The 17,597-nt window shown below is 43.3% G+C and carries 15 protein-coding genes; 1 reads left to right on the top strand and 14 read right to left on the bottom strand.

The genetic code is table 11. The features are described 5' to 3' along the window. Positions 1 to 19: 19 nt before the first annotated feature. Positions 20 to 1,531: a recombinase family protein gene (locus C1A07_RS09880; RefSeq protein ID WP_002566024.1), complete on the top strand. Its 1,512-nt coding sequence runs from the start codon at positions 20 to 22 to the stop codon at positions 1,529 to 1,531. Here the strand turns inward: C1A07_RS09880 and C1A07_RS09875 are convergent. From C1A07_RS09875 to C1A07_RS09810, 14 genes are all read right to left on the bottom strand, one after another. After that, on the bottom strand, positions 1,515 to 2,921 hold the full coding sequence (locus tag C1A07_RS09875; protein ID WP_101876965.1) for a cytosine permease: 1,407 nt from the start codon (positions 2,919 to 2,921) through the stop codon (positions 1,515 to 1,517). The two genes, C1A07_RS09880 and C1A07_RS09875, sit on opposite strands and share 17 nt — an antisense overlap. A 31-nt stretch (positions 2,922 to 2,952) precedes the next feature. After that, the gene (hydA, locus tag C1A07_RS09870) at positions 2,953 to 4,377 is read right to left on the bottom strand and encodes a dihydropyrimidinase (protein WP_101876964.1); all 1,425 of its coding nucleotides are present in this window, start codon (positions 4,375 to 4,377) and stop codon (positions 2,953 to 2,955) included. Between the two features lie 28 nt (positions 4,378 to 4,405). Next, complete coding sequence (locus tag C1A07_RS09865) at positions 4,406 to 5,590, bottom strand: YgeY family selenium metabolism-linked hydrolase (RefSeq protein WP_101876963.1); 1,185 nt, start codon at positions 5,588 to 5,590, stop codon at positions 4,406 to 4,408. Positions 5,591 to 5,649: 59 nt separating this feature from the next. Continuing rightward, positions 5,650 to 6,852: a diaminopropionate ammonia-lyase gene (dpaL, locus tag C1A07_RS09860; protein ID WP_101876962.1), complete on the bottom strand. Its 1,203-nt coding sequence runs from the start codon at positions 6,850 to 6,852 to the stop codon at positions 5,650 to 5,652. Positions 6,853 to 7,162: 310 nt separating this feature from the next. Next, on the bottom strand, positions 7,163 to 8,938 hold the full coding sequence (locus C1A07_RS09855) for a sigma-54 interaction domain-containing protein (protein WP_330399490.1): 1,776 nt from the start codon (positions 8,936 to 8,938) through the stop codon (positions 7,163 to 7,165). A gap of 96 nt (positions 8,939 to 9,034) precedes the next feature. Continuing rightward, the gene (locus tag C1A07_RS09850) at positions 9,035 to 9,811 is read right to left on the bottom strand and encodes an amino acid ABC transporter ATP-binding protein (RefSeq protein ID WP_101876961.1); all 777 of its coding nucleotides are present in this window, start codon (positions 9,809 to 9,811) and stop codon (positions 9,035 to 9,037) included. A gap of 11 nt (positions 9,812 to 9,822) precedes the next feature. Then, positions 9,823 to 10,479, bottom strand: a complete 657-nt coding sequence (locus C1A07_RS09845; RefSeq protein ID WP_101878108.1) for an amino acid ABC transporter permease — start codon at positions 10,477 to 10,479, stop codon at positions 9,823 to 9,825. 16 nt (positions 10,480 to 10,495) lie between these two features. Further along, positions 10,496 to 11,389, bottom strand: coding sequence for an amino acid ABC transporter substrate-binding protein (locus tag C1A07_RS09840; protein WP_101876960.1), 894 nt, complete (start codon positions 11,387 to 11,389; stop codon positions 10,496 to 10,498). A gap of 69 nt (positions 11,390 to 11,458) precedes the next feature. Then, a complete protein-coding gene (locus tag C1A07_RS09835) occupies positions 11,459 to 12,148 on the bottom strand; it encodes a YjjG family noncanonical pyrimidine nucleotidase (RefSeq protein WP_330399489.1) in 690 nt (229 codons plus the stop codon). Then, complete coding sequence (locus tag C1A07_RS09830; protein WP_101876959.1) at positions 12,129 to 13,400, bottom strand: dihydroorotase; 1,272 nt, start codon at positions 13,398 to 13,400, stop codon at positions 12,129 to 12,131. The genes C1A07_RS09835 and C1A07_RS09830 overlap by 20 nt, the downstream gene beginning before the upstream one ends. 66 nt (positions 13,401 to 13,466) lie before the next feature. Beyond that, positions 13,467 to 14,171, bottom strand: a complete 705-nt coding sequence (locus tag C1A07_RS09825; RefSeq protein ID WP_101876958.1) for an MBL fold metallo-hydrolase — start codon at positions 14,169 to 14,171, stop codon at positions 13,467 to 13,469. A gap of 10 nt (positions 14,172 to 14,181) precedes the next feature. Further along, complete coding sequence (locus C1A07_RS09820; protein ID WP_101876957.1) at positions 14,182 to 14,604, bottom strand: zinc ribbon domain-containing protein; 423 nt, start codon at positions 14,602 to 14,604, stop codon at positions 14,182 to 14,184. Positions 14,605 to 14,644: 40 nt separating this feature from the next. Next, positions 14,645 to 16,162, bottom strand: a complete 1,518-nt coding sequence (locus C1A07_RS09815; RefSeq protein ID WP_101876956.1) for an ATP-binding protein — start codon at positions 16,160 to 16,162, stop codon at positions 14,645 to 14,647. Positions 16,163 to 16,179: 17 nt separating this feature from the next. After that, positions 16,180 to 17,568 (bottom strand): vWA domain-containing protein, encoded by a 1,389-nt coding sequence (locus tag C1A07_RS09810; RefSeq protein ID WP_101876955.1) that lies wholly within the window; start codon positions 17,566 to 17,568, stop codon positions 16,180 to 16,182. Positions 17,569 to 17,597 lie beyond the last annotated feature (29 nt).

Genomic DNA, 17,597 nt, shown 5'->3' with positions numbered 1-17,597 from the left:
TAAGAAAAGGAGCGACAATATGAATAATCGAATAGACGCAATCTATGCAAGACAATCGGTGGACAAAAAGGACAGCATTTCCATTGAAAGCCAGATTGAATTTTGCAAATACGAGTTGAAAGGCGGTAACTGCAAGGAATACACAGACAAGGGGTACAGCGGCAAGAACACAGACCGTCCGAAGTTTCAAGAACTGGTGCGGGACATCAAGCGGGGCTTGATTGCAAAGGTCGTGGTTTACAAGCTCGACCGTATCAGCCGTTCCATTCTGGACTTTGCCAATATGATGGAGCTGTTCCAACAGTACAATGTAGAGTTTGTGTCCTCTACGGAAAAGTTTGATACCTCCACCCCGATGGGGCGGGCGATGCTGAATATCTGTATCGTGTTCGCCCAGCTTGAACGGGAAACGATACAGAAGCGGGTGACGGACGCTTATTATTCCCGCAGCCAGCGAGGCTTCAAGATGGGTGGGAAAGCCCCTTACGGCTTCCATACAGAGCCGATTAAGATGGACGGTATCAACACAAAGAAGCTGGTGGTAAACCCGGAGGAAGCGGCAAATATCCGGCTGATGTTTGAGATGTACGCCCAGCCCACAACCTCCTACGGGGACATTACCCGGTACTTTGCCGAACAGGGAATTTTATTCAACGGCAAGGAACTAATACGCCCCACGCTGGCGCAGATGTTACGCAATCCTGTCTATGTGCAGGCAGACCTTGATGTGTACGAATTTTTCAAAAGTCAAGGGACAATCATTGTCAATGACGCTGCCGATTTTACCGGCATGAATGGCTGCTATCTGTATCAAGGGCGGGATGTGAAGCCCAGCAAAAAGAACGACTTGAAAGACCAAATGCTGGTGCTGGCTCCCCATGAGGGCATTGTCCCCTCCGACATCTGGCTGACCTGCCGCAAGAAGCTGATGAACAACATGAAAATCCAGTCTGCCCGAAAAGCCACCCATACATGGCTGGCGGGAAAAATCAAGTGCGGAAACTGCGGGTATGCCCTTATGAGCATTAACAATCCTGTGGGAAAGCAATATCTCCGCTGCACAAAGCGGCTGGACAATAAAAGCTGTGCCGGGTGCGGGAAAATCATCACTTCGGAGCTGGAAGCGGTTGTTTATCAGCAGATGGTGAAGAAGCTGGCAAGCTACAAAACGCTGACGGGCAGAAAAAAAGCGGCAAAGGCAAACCCGAAAATCGCCGCCCTGCAAGTGGAACTTCTCCATGTGGACAGCGAGATTGAAAAGCTGGTGGACAGTCTGACGGGTGCAAACAATGTTCTGCTCTCCTATGTGAATGTGAAGATAGCGGAACTGGACGGACGCAAGCAGGAACTTCTGGCGAGGATAGCGGAGTTGACGGTGGAAGCCATCAGCCCGGAACAGGTCAGCCAGATTTCCGGCTACCTCGACACATGGGACAATGTATCCTTTGATGACAAGCGGCGTGTGGTGGATTTGATGATTACCACCGTTGCCGCTACAAGTGACAGCTTGAACATCACATGGAAAATCTGACGGGCGGCACACCTCCCGTCAGACCGTTACCCTGTGTAGTCCCTTGTAAACTGTACTTTAATACTATATAAATAACTATGCTGATAGCCAGTCCTGCGAAAAAGGAATAATCTCCTGCCAACAGAGAAAGACCAAAGGATATTATCATAGTAACCATGGCTCCCATGTTAAAGCCTTTTGTATAAGTATACTGTCCTCCTGCATTGTAAAGGTCATCTACATTTAGAACTGTTTTCCTTATAAAGAAATAATCAGCCAGCATAATACCAATAATAGGCCCCAGCAAAGTAGAAAAATGAGACTGAATAACTACCAGGAAATCCCCTCCCTGCTGCTTCCATGGCATCATTAAAAGACCTATAATGCCAGAAATAATAGTGGTCATCCAGAATTTCATTTTAGGGAAAATATTTAAAAGAATATATGCCGGCGGCATCAAGTTGGCAGCCGTATTTGTGGACCACTGAGCAAAGGCTATGGAGATAAAGCAAAATACCAGCATAAACATATGATTGGAAAACAGGCTGTAAACTACATTGTTTAAATCCCACTCTCCTGTAAACACGCCGGCCGCCATTCCTACCATCATGGCAATAACTCCTACTGCCAAAAGTCCGATCAGCTGTCCTAAAATCGCTCTTTCATTTCTTTTAAGTAAGCCTTGGTTTTTATAATCATCGCTTCTTTTAATCTGCCTTGCTAAGTCCGGGCCATTTAATGCCATTGTAATCCATCCCCCGGCAATTCCGGACACTGCAAAGGCAATAGAATAATTTCCCGCCGCCTTTACAGCCATAATATCCGGCACTGAAACATTATATTTCTTGCAGATTGTAACTACAATAGCCGCAAACATAATCCCCAGCATAGGAACAGCAATCCAGTCAAATTTTGCCATTGCCTCCATTCCAAATAATGCATTAATAATCTGAAATGCAGCAAATAGAAGAAGCATCATAGTCACATTGTCAAATCCGGGCACTACAATTCCCATAATCATGTTAAGAGCGCAGGCCCCCACCCATGTCTGGAAACCAAACCAGTAAAAACACGGCACGCATCTTACCAGGCCCGCTAAGTACGACCCTTTATATCCAAAGGCAGCCCTGCTGTACACAGCAAACGGCACTCCGTACTTTGTTCCAATATCTCCTGCCAGGACTGTGAGAGCTGTAACCAGGCCATATCCCAGCAAAACCACAAGTATCAGCATCCAGGGCGACAAACCGTCGCCCCCGTTATAATATTGCGCCCCCAAGCTGAAAGCCACAATATTAATTGTCATTCCAGCCCATAAAATTGTATAATCCCAAAGGGACAGCGTTCTCTCACTATCTTTTGTAGGCAGAAGTTCCGGACTTCTTAACCCTAATGACTTTTCATTTTCCATAGAAATACCCTCCCGCAGTTTTTCATTTCCCCTAATTTAAACCATACCGTTCCAAATACTGAGGATCAATTTTTCTTCTGATAAACTCCCCTGCTCCTTTTTCTCCCTTAAATTCTCCTTCCTCCACTAAAATCTTTCCTTTGGCTATCGTCATAACAGGATAACCCTTTACTTTAAATCCTTCATGGAGACAGTAGCTAATATTATTGTGAAGAACATCCTTAGAAAGAGTTACCTCCTTCTCCATATCTACCAACACCAGATCTGCATCTGAACCTGGAGCGATAATACCTTTTTGAGGATAACATCCGTAAATCTTTGCAATATTTGTGCTTGTCAGTTCACATACCTTATTAATGGAAATTCTGCCTTTAGAAACACCTTCAGACAGTAAAAGCGGCAGTCTGATTTCAATTCCGCTGATTCCGTTTACTACCTTAGTAAAATCCTGTTTCCATGTTCCGTCAGGTTTTTTCTCTAAAAACATAGATTTTTCATCAATATCAAATGTACAATCGTCAGAGCCTGTAAGAAGAATTGTTCCGTCCTTTAATCCTTCCCACAATTCTGCAGCTTCCTTAGGGGTGCGCAAAGGCGGAGAGCAAATAGCCAGATGGCCGTTTTCTTCTTTGTACAAGTTGTCAAACAATGTTAAGTAATGAGGCCCTGTTTCCACATAAAGAGGAGTGCCTTTTTCGTGAGCTCTTCTGGCTGTATTTAAAGCCTCCCCATTTGTAGTATGTACCACTAAAAGGGCGTTTCCCACACACTGAGCAAAATATACGGCTCGTGCAAAAGCCTCTGCCTCGCAGATAACAGGCTTGCATTTGGCAAAGTTCACCCAGCTCATATCATCCTTTTCCCGGCATTTTTCTATGTTGGTCTCCGCAATGCCATTACTTTCACAGTGAACCATAGGAAGTCCGCCTACCTGCTTTGCTTTCTCAAATACCTTCAGCATGGTTTCATCATCGCTCATAACCCCTTCTTTTTTGTATGTCATAAACATTTTAAATGTAGGGATTCCCTGGTCTGCCATTTTCTCAATATCAGCAATGGCCTCAGGGGTAGATTCTACAAATTTTCCGTGTACGCTGTAGTCAATGGCCGATTCCTTCATCTCATCTGCTCTTGCCAGCGCCTGAACGAGGGGAGAGTCCCCCTTTCCCATATTGGCAAAATCCATATACATTGTAACTCCTCCAAAAGCAGCGCTGACGCTTTGCTCATAAAAGCTGTTTGCCCCCAAACACCCCTGGAAAGGAGCCTGACAGTGCATATGAGCCTCAATCACCCCAGGAAGCACATATTTGCCCTCCGCCCAAATTACCCGTTTTCCCTCTGATTCATCATAATGGCCTAAACCTGCAATCTTTCTTCCGTTTACAGCTACATCGCATTTTACTGTAGATGAAGGCGACACCACTAATCCGTTTTTAATAATTAAATCGTACATTTAAAATACCTCCTCTTATAAAACCTGCTTATTTTAATAAGGCTTTCATTACCCCATAGTAACAATCTGCAGCCTTTGTCAGCTGTTCAATTTCAATATATTCTCCAACTGTATGAGCCAGATTTTCCCTGGACGGTCCCAGTCCAAATGTTTTTATTCCCGCCTCCCCTGCATAATGGCTTCCGTTGGTGCAAAAATTGTACTGTGTAACTTCCGGATCATACCCCATTTCCTTTAATTCCTTTAACACATCCTGAACAAAATCAGATTCCTTATGATACAGCCATCCCGGAAAGAACCGCTCCCCAAAAATCTCGCTGCCTGTATAGCATTTTTCCCTGCCCACTGCATATGATACCTTTACCTTCAAATCAGTATCCTCCGCCATCAGCTTTTCCATCAAATCGTTTAAAGGCTTTAATACACTTTCCTTTGTTTCCCCCACTAAAAGTCTTCTGTCATATGTGGCTCTGCAGTATTCCGGCACTACGGAAGCTCCCGGATAAGGCTCTGATTTAATATCAGTCAGCTCCAAAATCCCTTCTCCCAGCACTGGATGACAGGGGGGCTGCAATGTGCGGATAGCTTCAATGACCTTTGCCATTTTATAAACAGCGTTTACTCCCTTCTCCGGATTTGCAGAATGGCAGGGCACCCCGAAGGTTTCTACAACAATTTCTCCTCTTCCCCTCTGTCCTACCTTTAAATTCAGATGGGAAGCCTCCCCGATCACCACATAATCCGGCTTTACTGCCTGGCTGATTGCTCTTGCGGCAACGCCTTCAAAGCACTCTTCATGTACAACGCCTGCAACATATATTTCTCCTGGAAAATCTTTTCCCGTATCTGCAGCAAAGGCTGCGGCGGCACATGTCATTGCGGCAACGGCGCCTTTCATGTCGCTGGTTCCGCGGCCGTATATTTTTCCGTCATGGATTTCTGCCGCAAAGGGAGGATAGGGCCACTCTTTTTCATCTGATACAGGAACTGTGTCAATATGTCCGTCAAAAAGCAGCCGCTTTCCAGGCAGTTTTCCCTTTATGCACCCAATAATATTTCCGTAGCCGTCAATAGCCACCTGGTCAAAGCCCATGGCTTCCATATTTTCTTTTAAAACCTTTGCTGCCCCTTCTTCCTCCCCGGAATAGCTTCTCTGTCTAATCATCTTCTGACAAAGCTTTATAACCTGCTCTTCCCTTTCTTTGCTTAACATGACTTTACCTCCTGAGATTTTCTTTTTATGTCCACGCCTTTTATATGACGCTCTAAAATTTACCTTCTGCCGCTAAAATAGGCTCCGTCCCACACAATAGCTTTATAATTTTCCTTATCTGTATCTCCTTCTGTACTGAAAAACAATACTGTGGAATTCTCATCTAATTTCAGTTCCTTTTTCAAATGTTCCAGCTTAGGATTGGTCATAATTTCCGCCACACAGCCAAAAGCGGAAGCGCCGCTTTCTCCTGAAATTATCTTTTTATCCTGCCCTGCCGGATTGCCCAGTATTCTCATTCCTTTCGCCGCCGTGTAATCCGGACAGGATATAAAATAATCTGCATAGCTTCTCAGCACATTCCAGCCAATACTGCAGGGCTCTCCGCAGGCCAGACCGGCCATAATTGTATCCATATCTCCTGTTACAAAATGAAGCTTCCCGTCGTCTGCCTTTGCTGTGCGAAATAAACAGTCTGCCTTATTAGGCTCCACAATAGTGATTAAGGGTTTATTTTCCTTGTACACATTTGCAAAAAAACCTGTAACAGCCCCCGCCATAGAGCCTACGCCTGCCTGAAGGAATATGTGGGTAGGCGGTTTGGAAAGCTGTTTATAAGCCTCAAATCCCATAGTTCCGTAGCCCTGCATAATCCAAGTCGGAATATTTTCGTAGCCCTCCCAGGCTGTATCCTGAACCATAACCCAGCCTTTATCTGCCGCCTGTTTATTTGCCAGTCTTACGGCCTGGTCATAATTCATATCAGTAATCTCTGCCTCTGCTCCCTCTGCCTGAATATTGTGAAGCCGCTCCAGGGCGCTGCCCTTTGGCATATACACAACTGCCCGCTGTTTTAATTGTCTGGCCGTCCACGCCACCCCTCTTCCGTGATTTCCGTCTGTAGCTGTAACAAATATAATTTCCCCCAGCTGTTCTCTGGTCTCATCAGACGCCAGCTGTTCAAACGTCAGCCTGCTTATATCTTCTCCCAGTTTTTTGGCCATATAATTTCCTATTGCATAGCTGCCGCCTAAAACCTTAAACGCATTTAGTCCAAAACGGTAAGACTCGTCTTTCACAAAAATATCTCCCAGTCCAAGAGCCTTTGCTGTATCAGGAAAAGAAGCCAAAGGCGTCTTGTCATATACAGGAAAGCTGGCGTGGAATTTCTGAACCTTTTCTGCCTCTTTCTCGCTTAAAAAGCTAATGTTGTATTTTTCCGGGATTTCCTTTATTTTTACTAATTTAAATTCATCTGCCATTTTCATTCTCCCTTGATTCATTCTCTGCTTATTTATATAGCAACAGCCATGCCAACTTTTCTAATTTTCCTTTAACTTTTTCTTATATGAAAATCCCTTTAAAATTCAAGGCGTTTCCCTTAACTGTAAAATTGCGTTTCCAATCTTTCTTCCTTATATCTATTCTCATTTTAAGAATATTTCCCATTTTGAGAATTCTCTTTTATCATTTTGAGAATTCTATGTTAAGAAAAAGTCCCTGTACTTTGCTTCTAAAATAGCTTTTTCTGCAAAATACAGGGACTGATATATAGTTACATATTTATTATTATTAAAAGTTCTCCAGCTTTCTGTAAAGTGTGGCCAAACCGATTCCCAACGCCTTAGCTGCTTTTTTCTTCCCTTCAGTGTCTCTTCCAAATTTATTTAAGGCCGCCCAGATCGCCTGCTTCTCAAGCTCTTTCATTGGAATAATCAAGCCGTCTTCATGCTCCTCCACGTTCAAAAAAGCTTTATTTTCCCTTGCCTCATTTAAATCCTCCGTCTGGTCATCCTTTAAAAAACCTCTGGGAAGTGTTTTCACTGTCAGAATTCCGTCCTCCCCAATCATATTTACCATAAACTCTATAGTATTTTCCAGCTCTCTTACATTTCCTGTCCATCTGTGGTTCTGCAAAGCTTCTAAAGCCTGGCTGTCAATTCCTTTTAAGGTTTTTCCAAACAGCCTGGAATACCGCCTGGAGAAAAATTCTGTCAGATCTATAATGTCCTCCTTCCTCTCCCTTAAAGGGGCGATTTGAAGGGGAATCACATTTAACCTGTAGTACAAATCCTCCCTGAATTTATTGTCCTTTATCATAGTTTTTAAGTCTCTGTTGGTTGCTGCAATTACTCTGATATCAATAGGAATTACCTGGTTAGAGCCAATACGGGTGATTTTTCTTTCCTGAAGCACCCTTAATAACTTTGCCTGAAGATAAAGAGGCATATCTCCGATTTCATCTAAAAATATTACTCCATGGTTTGCCAGCTCAAATTTTCCGATTCTGCCGTTTGGGTCCGCTCCTGTAAACGCCCCTTTTACGTAGCCGAACAGCTCTGACTCCAGCAAAGGCTCAGGAATAGCCGCGCAGTTAATTGCAATAAATCTTTTATCCTTCCTTTGGCTGGCTTTCCAGATAGCTGTGGCCACCAGTTCTTTTCCCGTGCCGCTTTCCCCTGTAATTAACACTGTGGAGGTGCTGCCGGCGATTTTACTGATTTCCTGTCTCAGTTCCCCAGTTCTTTTACTGCTGCCAATAATACTGCCTACATTTAAAGTGGCCGTCATCTCATACAATTTATTGTGGTAATCTTTATTGTCTGTAAATACAAATACCTGGGAATACAGGCCTCCTGCCTGCTCCAAATCATACAGCTGTCCCAGCACCTGATGAGTGCAGCCTCTGGCTGCAATTCTGTACTCTGTCTGTCCGTTCATACTGTCCCCTGTAGGCTCAATCTGAATCTGGCTTTTTTCTGAAACCTCAAGCTTCAGCTGCTTTCTGGCAGAATCATTGGCCGCAGTAACGCTGCCTTTATTGCTTAATATTAGAATTCCCTGCTCTACCCGGTTCATTGTACATTCTAAAGTAGCCATTAAAGCTTCCATTTTCTCCATCTCCAAAATTTCCGCCGCTTTAGCTGTAATAAAATCTGTAATTTGTTCCACCAGCTCCAAATACATTTTTTCATTTTTTAAAATCATGTTTTTCTGCTTTAAAGTACTGCCTACCAAGCCGATTACTCCAATTATCTTTCTTTCCAGGCGCACCGGCATAGATATTTCAATTTCCTCCCCGCAGTTCTCTTTTTTAGGACAGCTTTGACAAAACGCCGCCTCCCCAGGCTGATAAATAATCTGAGGCCTTCCTGTTTCTAAAATATGGCGGTATACATAGGCCTCCTGGGACATGTCCTCATTCACTTTATCTGCAAACAGGCCTGTGCCTGCAACGCGAAACAAATTTTCATCTACTACTTCCACATCAATTCCAGATATTTTAGACATAATGTCTGCATATTTCATTACTGTTTCCTGAATCTCCAGCAAAATACTTCTGTTCAAGGTCTTCACCCCCGTTTCATAACAGCAAAACCGCTGTACCATTCCTATCATATCATGGTACAGCGGCTTTTTGAAATATATTTTCTGTGGCAAAAATTACCTATTTTTCTGCAAAAGCTCTCCATATCGGCCTAAAAAGCTTTGAGTTCTCTCATTATTGGAGGCAAACACATCTTCCGGGGCGCCTTCCTCCACAATAATTCCGTCAGCCATAAAAATTACTCTGTCTGAAATGTCTCTGGCAAAAGCCATTTCGTGAGTTACAATCACCATTGTAATATCCATATCAGCCAGGGAACGAATTACCTTTAAAACCTCCCCTGTTAATTCAGGGTCCAGGGCTGAGGTGGGCTCGTCAAAAAACAAAATTTTAGGATTTAAGGCTAAGGCTCTGGCAATCGCCACTCTTTGACATTGTCCTCCAGATAGCTGGCAGGGATATGCCTCTGCTTTATCTGACAATCCCATTTTTTGAAGCAAAATCTCTGCCTCATAGTATACCTGCTCTTTATTTCTTTTCTGCACGCAAAGAGGTGCGTGAACAATATTTTTTAATACGGAAAAATGAGGGAATAAATTAAAATTCTGAAATACCAGCCCATAACTTTTCTGTATTTCTTTTAGCTCTCCCTTTGGCGCGTACACCGCCTGGCCGTTTTCCCCACTCCAGGCAGCTTTTTTGCCCAGGTATACAATCTGCCCGCTGTCAATAGTTTCTAACATTGTGGCACATCTGAGCAAGGTGGATTTTCCTGAACCTGAGGGCCCTATAATAGATACGATTTCCCCTTCCTCTACATTCAGGGAAATATCCTTTATAACCTCCAGATCACCAAAGGATTTTCGGATGTGATTCATTTCCAGCAAATACATAAACAGCCTCCCTATTGATAGTAAGAAAGTTTTTTCTCAACTGCATCCATAACAGCAGCCACTAACAGGTTAAAAATATAATAAAATAATCCTGCTGCAATAAAAGGCGTCATGCTGGCCTGAGCGGAGGCCAGCTGCTTTGCTATGGTAAACATTTCCATAACGCTGATGGTAAATGCCAGGGAAGTATCCTTTACTAAAGTGATTACCTCATTAGTCACTGAAGGCAGAATCCGTTTTATTACCTGGGGCAGAATAATCTGGAAAAACGTCTGCCCTCTGCCGTAGCCCAAAAGCTTTGCCGCCTCATACTGGCCTACAGGCATAGACTGGATTCCGCTGCGGTAAATCTCTGCAAAATATGCAGAATAATTAATTACAAAACCAATAAATGTAGCCCACAGCCGGTAATCATTTGTCACCTTAATTTTAAATAAATAATACGGTCCGAAATAAACTACCATCAGCTGCAGCATAAGAGGGGTTCCCCTCATAATAGATATGTAGAACTTACTTACTGTTCTCACCACTGGATTTTTTGACATTCTTCCAAAAGCCACTATCAGCCCCAAAGGCAGGGAAAACAGCAGAGTCACCACAAAAATCTGTATGCTGACTCCCATACCTGCCAGCAGCTGAGGCATCATAGCCCCTATTTTTGAAATCATATTTTCAATCCTCAAATTACTTTCCAAAAGTTGTAACGTCGCTTCCAAACCATTCCTGAGAAATCTCAGCTATTGTTCCATCCTCTGCCATTTCATTTAAAGTAGCCTGAACCTGATCCCTTAATTCCTCATTGCCCAGCTTAAATCCAATTCCATATTTTTCTGAAGCCAGAACCTCATCTAAAATCACTGCGTCAGACTCTCTTAATTTCAGCTGATATTTAGCAACTACGCTGTCCATTGCAATAGCGTCCACAGAGCCCATCTCTAAATCCATAAACGCCTGATTGTAGTTTGGAGTTTTTTCCAGGGAAGCAAAGGTGCCGGTTAACTCAGCATCCTCATTTAAAGCTGCCTCTGCTGAAGAATCCACCTGAACCTCCACAACCTTTCCTGCCAAATCTGCTGTTGTTGCAATTCCAGAATCCTTAGAAACTACAAACACCTGCTCATTATCCATATATGGGTCTGACCATGTGTAGCTGTCCTCTCTGCCTGTCATGGTAAATCCGTTCCAAATACAGTCAATAGTTCCTGACTCCAGCTCCATATCCTTTGCATCCCATGCAATAGGCTGAGCCACAAATGTCATTCCCAATCTGTCGGCTACCTCTTTTGCTAAAGCCAGGTCAAAGCCTGTGTAGCTTCCGTCCTCTGCCTTAAAGCCCATTGGAGGAAAATCTGCGTCAAAGCCAACTGTAAATGTACTTCCCTCTCCCTTAGCTTCCTCCCCGTCAGTTTCTTCTGACTGACTGTCAGCTTCAGCTTCTGTGCTTTCCTCTGCCGCCTTAGTTTCAGTTTCATTTTTTGCCTCAGCTGCAGCTGTGGCGCTATCTCCTCCCTGGCTGCATCCGGCTGTTGCCGCCATCACTGTCATTGCCATTAATACACTAATCAAACTCTTTTTCATAATCCTTTTCCTCCTGATTTTCAACATGCTACTATGGTAGCATACTAAAGTATTTTTGGCAAGAAAATTCTACAAAATATCCTTCAGCTGTTTTAAATGGCAGATTTCATAGTCAGGCTTTATTTTCCCGGAGTTTTCATTTTTCTTGGGATTATACCAGCAGGTAGCAACGCCGGCATTTATTCCCCCTAAAATATCCGAGGATAAAGAATCTCCTACAATCACAGCTTCCTCTCTGGCGCAGGGAATTATTTTAGAAAAGCAGTAATCAAAAAATTCCTTCTGAGGCTTTTGGCTGCCTGCATCCTCAGACACAAATACACCCTGAAAATACTGCTCCAGTCCTGATATTTTCAGTCTGTGAAACTGAGTGGCTGATAAACCGTTGGTCACTACATACATACTATATTTTTCAGAAAGATAGGCGCATATTTCCCGGGCCCCGGGAAGGAGAAGAGCGCTGTTATTTAACTGCTGCCTATATAAGCGCTCTGCCTCCTTCCCGTCTACAGTAATCCCCATGCTCCCAAAGAATATGTGAAACCGGGTGTCCATAATCTGCTGTTTTTGAATTTCTCCCCGCTCAAACTGCTGCCACAGCCCCTGATTAATATGATGATACTCTTTCTCTTTTTCCCTGTCAGGGCACACTCCGTAGGCTTTCATAACCTGCCTGATTCCGTCTGTTTCTGCCTGGTCAAAATCTAATAAAGTACCGTCTATATCCATAAGAACTACTTTATATTTCTCCGTCATCATAAGCAATCTCTCCGCCGCAAATAGTGTATTTCACCTTTCCCTTTAGCTCTTTTCCTTTAAACGGACTATTTTCTGCCTTAGAAACAAATTCCTCTGCCCTCCACATTTCCTTTTCATCAAAAATCACCAGATCTGCAGGGCCTCCCTCCTCTATATATCCCTTGTCTAAGCGATACAGCCTGGCGGGATTTAAACTCATCTTTTCCATCAGCTGCACCATAGTTAAATGTCCCTTATCCACCAGCTCCATAATGCCTAAAGAAAGAGCTGTCTCCAGGCCAATAATGCCGCTGGGGGCTTCTGTTAAAGGCTTATTTTTTTCTTCTGTGCTGTGAGGCGCATGATCTGTGGCAATAATATCAATAGCGCCGCTTTTCAGACCTTCAATCAACTGCTGCCTGTCCTTTTCTGTTCTAAGAGGAGGATTCATTTTGGCCAGAGCGCCGTGCTCTAATACTGAGTCCTCAGTTAAAGCAAAATGGTGAGGCGTCACCTCAGCCGTCACCTTAGCCCCTAAGGCCTTCGCCAGCTCTACCATTTTTACAGAATTTCCAGAACTAATATGCTGGATATTGACTGAAGCTCCTGTGTGCAGAGCCAGCATACAGTCTCTGGCTACCAGCACGTCCTCAGCCAAAGCAGGAGAGCCGAAAATCCCCAGCTGTTCAGATACTGCTCCCCGGCTGATGCCATTATTCTGGATAAACTGTGGGTCCTCCTCGTGGAAGCTTAAAGGCACATCCAGCCTGGCCGCCTCCTCCATAGCTTTTTTTACCATAGAAGCGTCCATTAACGGGATGCCGTCGTCTGTAAATCCTGCCGCTCCCTTGGCCTTCAGCTCCTCCATGTTTGTCAGCTCCTGACCCTTTAAGCCTTTTGATATAGCAGCAGCTGCAAGAACGTGAATTTTTGTCTTCTTTCCCTGGCTGATTACATATTCTAAAGTCTCCTCATTATCTACAACCGGCTTTGTATTTGCCATACAAACCACAGTCGTAAAACCGCCTTTTGCCGCAGCTGCCGCTCCTGTCTGAATATCCTCTTTATATGTCAGTCCCGGATCTCTGAAATGTACATGCACATCCACAAGTCCCGGCCCCACAATTTTTCCTGAAGCGTCAATTACCTTATCATATTCTGCCTGATCTGCCTGTCCTACAGTCTTTATTATCCCGTCCTGAATTACAATGTCCTGAACCTGATCCATCCCTGTCTTCGGATCAATTACGCGTCCGCCTTTAATCAACAACATTTCTCATTCCTCCTTCTTTTACAGCCAATATAGTCTGCCTTTTATTAAATCTGAGTTTACCTTTTATTAAATCTGAAATTCTTCCCCGTCCCGGTTAATATCTGCAACCTTGTCTCTATAGGCTTTGGAGCGCTCCATAGATTTCAGCCTGCCTATTACGGAAAAATCTCCCCAGCAGTGCATGGGAAATACAATATTTGCTCCTACCTTTTTCATAAACTGGTCCATACCCAGGAAAAATCCCTCTTCCTGCCTTCCGTCTAAAGGCACAAACCCTGCGTCTATTTTAACTCCTTGAATTCTGCTTAACTCCTGGTTATATAAACGCTCCATTTTTTGATTCCAGTCGTCCCCCTCAGAGGACCAATACCAGTTATTTAAATCTCCGCTGTGGTAAATTGTCTGTCCGTCGCAGTGAATCAAAAAAGCCACGCCCTCGTCAGTAGACTTTAAAGTCTCTATTTCCATACCTGGAAATACTTCTTTTTTCTCATGGGCCTTCATAAAAACCGTCTGCTTTACCATGTCCTCAGGCACATGTTTCTTCCATATATCACTGGAAAGAATATAAAAAGTTGTCATCAAAGGCCTTTTTTTTGCCAACTGAAAAATCACCGGAGAGAAATGGTCTCCATGGCGGTGGCTGGCCAGTATATATAAAGGCTTGTCATCCTTCATATCAGGCAGCTCCCCCTGAAAATAATCAAATAATAGGTATCTGCTGTCAGTCTCCACTAAAAAGGAGCTGTGGTGAATAAACGTTACTTTCATGGAATTCTCCTTATTCCTCTGATTTTAAGGACTTTCCGCACTTAGGACAGTACTCAAAATCATCATTATCAAATTGATATCCGCAGTGACGGCATACTTTATATCTTCTCTTTTCTCCAAACTCGTCCTGCTCATAAGGATTCCTTTTCCCGGCCTGAATCAGAGTCAGGTTTCTTTCCTGGATTTCCACATCCTGCCCCCTTACAATGGCCGCCCCGGTTTGAGAATCCAACTCATATACTGCCCCGCAGCAAGACATTCTTACAAAATATCTTTTATTCCACTTAAATAAAGGAATAAAGAAAAAGCTGAAATACATATAGGTCATAAAAACCTGATATCGTCCGTAGGACCCGCAGCCTCCGCAGATCACCACAGATCCTTTATAATTCAGCTCCCGCTGACCGGAGCTGATTCCTCCAATAAATATCATACAATGCCCCCGTTTTTTTCTTTTGAATAAATTTTACATTTTACTGCAAAGCTGCCTGAATTCTTTCTTTTAAGCCGCCTTCCCGGTCCTCAAACAAAAGCTTTTTATTATACTGGTAATATCTTTCACATTCATATTCCTGAAGAAAACGGACGGAATAAAAGCTGGTATTTAAATTTGTAATGTAGATTACCATTTCCTGCCCGTCTCCAAAGGCAGCCTCCATAAAGTCAAATCCATGCTCCAGCATAGCTCCGCCTTCTTCTATCATAGCCTCATAGCCGTCGCTTTCAGCTGCAAATAATTCTTTTATTCTCTCCCAGGCTGCATTTAAATCCTCCAAATGTTCTCCCTTTAAAATCTGGAGATATTCTTCCATCTTTCGTATGACTTTTCTGTAACGGTAATCCTCCCTGCGGCTTAACAAATCTGCCTCTTTCTTTCTCCTTCTTTCCATAGAAAGGGCTGTCACCGCGTCCCCCATACAGGAGGTGGCGCTTACCTTCTCCCCTGCCTGGTCTCCGTACTCCTTAAACCACTTTAACTGCTCCATTAAAACAGTTACAAAGGTTTCCTGCTCCAAAGTCTCCTTAAATCTATTGCTTAATTTGGAAAGCAGCAGTCCGATTACGCTTAATTTCTCATCAAACGGCGCTCTTCCCACCTTATCGCACAGGTCTTCGCTAAACTTTCCTCTGAGAATTTCCTCTACCTGATATTCATTTTCATACTTATAATAAAGCTCCAGATAATTGGCAAAATCTTTTGCTATAGTAGGATGCTGAATATACTGGAAAATTACGTCCCTGTCTACAGGCTTCTGAATTTTCTCATAAACCTGAATCAATGTGGATAAATCCTCCCATCCACGGGGAGTTGCAAACAGTTTTCCGTCTACTGTAGTCTCAATCTGGCAGAAATACTGAGGCTTCACATCCAGGTAGGAAATTACTGCAGGGTGTATAGACTCCTGGTAGGCATATTCTCTCCACACCCCTAAATCAGCCTCTACCTGAATCAGCTTAATACGGTCTAATGTTACAATGTCAAATTCTCTTACAGACTTATTAAACTCCGGCGGATTTCCTGCTGCCACAATCATCCAGCCTTCTGGAATTTTATGATTTCCAAAGGTTTTACACTGTAAAAACTGAAGCATAGTAGGCGCCAGCGTCTCAGAAACACAGTTAATCTCGTCAATAAAAAGAATTCCTTCCTTTAAGCCTGTGCTTTCAATTTTATTATAAATGGAGGCCACAATCTCACTCATTGTATACTCAGTAACAGAATACTCTTTTCCTCCATAGGATTTCTTAGAAATAAAAGGCAGACCTACTGCGCTTTGTCTTGTATGGTGGGTGATGGTATAAGATACCAGTCCAATTTCACACTCTCTTGCAACCTGCTCCATAATCTGAGTTTTTCCCACTCCTGGAGGTCCGATTAACAGTACTGGTCTTTGTCTGATTGAGGGAATGGCATACGCTCCAAATTCATCCTTCAATAAATATGCTTCTATAGAATTTTTAATTTCTTCTTTTGCTCTTTTAATATTCATAATAATATGATCTCCTTTTACATTTCACGTTCTCCGCCTTCTGTCCAGATAATCTGGCCTCCCCAGTCATCCTCCAGCTCCTCCTCAGGCTGAGCCGCCAGATCCCCAGGCTCTAAAATCAGCTTCATAGCCCATGAAGGGACAGACAAATCCGTATAATTATCTTTTATAAACACAAAGGCTGTTTCATAAGGAGGCATTTTAACAGGGTATATTCCCTCCCCGTCTGTAAAGTAAATCAGCCCTCTCAGCTTGTGGAACCTTTGCTGCAGCACTAAACTGTTTACATATTCAAAAGCCGGCCTGAAATCTGTCCCCCCGTGGCCCATAATAGTAAAGTCCTTCATATATTGGTCCATTTCTTCCTGACTGGTGATAATTGTATCGTTTTGTATCTTGTCATCGCACTGAATAATATGGATATTAATTTTCCTGAAATAGCTTTCCGACTCGCAAAGCACAGCATAAGTTTCCTCCAGAAAACGCTTTACCAGCTCCCCGGAACAGGACATGGAGGTGTCAATTACAATGACAAAATCCTCTACTCTGTACATTTCCTTTGTCTCCTGAGGCTCAATTAAAGGCATATTCCCATAAAGCTCCAGACCGTAAGTATAAAATACATAGTCAAAGGAGTCTGCATCTACCTGCATCTCTTCCTTTAGAACTGCAAACTTTCTCAAAAACTTTTTATAGTCGTACCGTTCTCTATTTTCTACCTTTACCTGCTCTAAAAGGTCTCCGCTGTCATCAGAAGCCTGGTTGGCAAAGGTTTCCATCTCCGTCTGCATCTTCTGCCTGTTTTTATCCCATTTATTTTTCCTGGGCTGAGACCTTTTATTGGAATCTTTATCATACCAGTATTTGTGGTCATCTATGCAGAACTCGGCAGCCATGCGCATATACTGCTGTTCATTTAATTCCATTTTCTGAAGAGCCTTATAAATTCCTTCTGCCGTCAGCACCTTCATCTCCCTTTTCAGTCTAAGATAAAGCTCTCTTCTGTATGCAGACGGGGACACTCTGATGCATTTTAAATACATACTGTCTATAATAGATTCCATGGCAATATCGCAGGCCAGATTCCAGTATTCTTTTGCCCGTTTTCCTATTGTATCCATGTGGCAGAATAAGCAGTGAAGCACCAGATGAAGATAGGAACGATTGACATAGATTCTGCCTTTTTGATACAAATCGCAAAGATACTGAGGATGATAATACAGCACAAATCCATCTGTGCCCACACCGTTGCAGCCTGGATCTGCCACAAAATCCAGGCTGCTTAAAGATACATCCAGAAATCTCATATTAATATACAATTCGTTTCTGGAATTACTTAATATTTCTGTACATACATTTACCAGATTCAACTCTTCCAGCTGCCTTTGTCTGGTAGGATCTATCATGCTTCCTCCGTTCTGCCGCCAAACCGCAA

This window comes from Lachnoclostridium edouardi (assembly GCF_900240245.1).
Lineage (GTDB): Bacteria > Bacillota > Clostridia > Lachnospirales > Lachnospiraceae > Lachnoclostridium_A > Lachnoclostridium_A edouardi.
This window is presented reverse-complemented; position numbering and strand designations above follow the sequence as displayed.

Excerpts from the sequence above, each read along its gene's own strand:
- C1A07_RS09880 (WP_002566024.1), top strand. The coding sequence starts at position 20 with ATGAATAATCGAATAGACGCAATCTATGCAAGACAATCGGTGGACAAA.
- C1A07_RS09875 (WP_101876965.1), bottom strand. The coding sequence starts at position 2,921 with ATGGAAAATGAAAAGTCATTAGGGTTAAGAAGTCCGGAACTTCTGCCT.
- hydA (WP_101876964.1), bottom strand. The coding sequence starts at position 4,377 with ATGTACGATTTAATTATTAAAAACGGATTAGTGGTGTCGCCTTCATCT.
- C1A07_RS09865 (WP_101876963.1), bottom strand. The coding sequence starts at position 5,590 with ATGTTAAGCAAAGAAAGGGAAGAGCAGGTTATAAAGCTTTGTCAGAAG.
- dpaL (WP_101876962.1), bottom strand. The coding sequence starts at position 6,852 with ATGGCAGATGAATTTAAATTAGTAAAAATAAAGGAAATCCCGGAAAAA.
- C1A07_RS09850 (WP_101876961.1), bottom strand. The coding sequence starts at position 9,811 with ATGTATTTGCTGGAAATGAATCACATCCGAAAATCCTTTGGTGATCTG.
- C1A07_RS09845 (WP_101878108.1), bottom strand. The coding sequence starts at position 10,479 with ATGATTTCAAAAATAGGGGCTATGATGCCTCAGCTGCTGGCAGGTATG.
- C1A07_RS09840 (WP_101876960.1), bottom strand. The coding sequence starts at position 11,389 with ATGAAAAAGAGTTTGATTAGTGTATTAATGGCAATGACAGTGATGGCG.
- C1A07_RS09835 (WP_330399489.1), bottom strand. The coding sequence starts at position 12,148 with ATGATGACGGAGAAATATAAAGTAGTTCTTATGGATATAGACGGTACT.
- C1A07_RS09830 (WP_101876959.1), bottom strand. The coding sequence starts at position 13,400 with ATGTTGTTGATTAAAGGCGGACGCGTAATTGATCCGAAGACAGGGATG.
- C1A07_RS09825 (WP_101876958.1), bottom strand. The coding sequence starts at position 14,171 with ATGAAAGTAACGTTTATTCACCACAGCTCCTTTTTAGTGGAGACTGAC.
- C1A07_RS09820 (WP_101876957.1), bottom strand. The coding sequence starts at position 14,604 with ATGATATTTATTGGAGGAATCAGCTCCGGTCAGCGGGAGCTGAATTAT.
- C1A07_RS09815 (WP_101876956.1), bottom strand. The coding sequence starts at position 16,162 with ATGAATATTAAAAGAGCAAAAGAAGAAATTAAAAATTCTATAGAAGCA.
- C1A07_RS09810 (WP_101876955.1), bottom strand. The coding sequence starts at position 17,568 with ATGATAGATCCTACCAGACAAAGGCAGCTGGAAGAGTTGAATCTGGTA.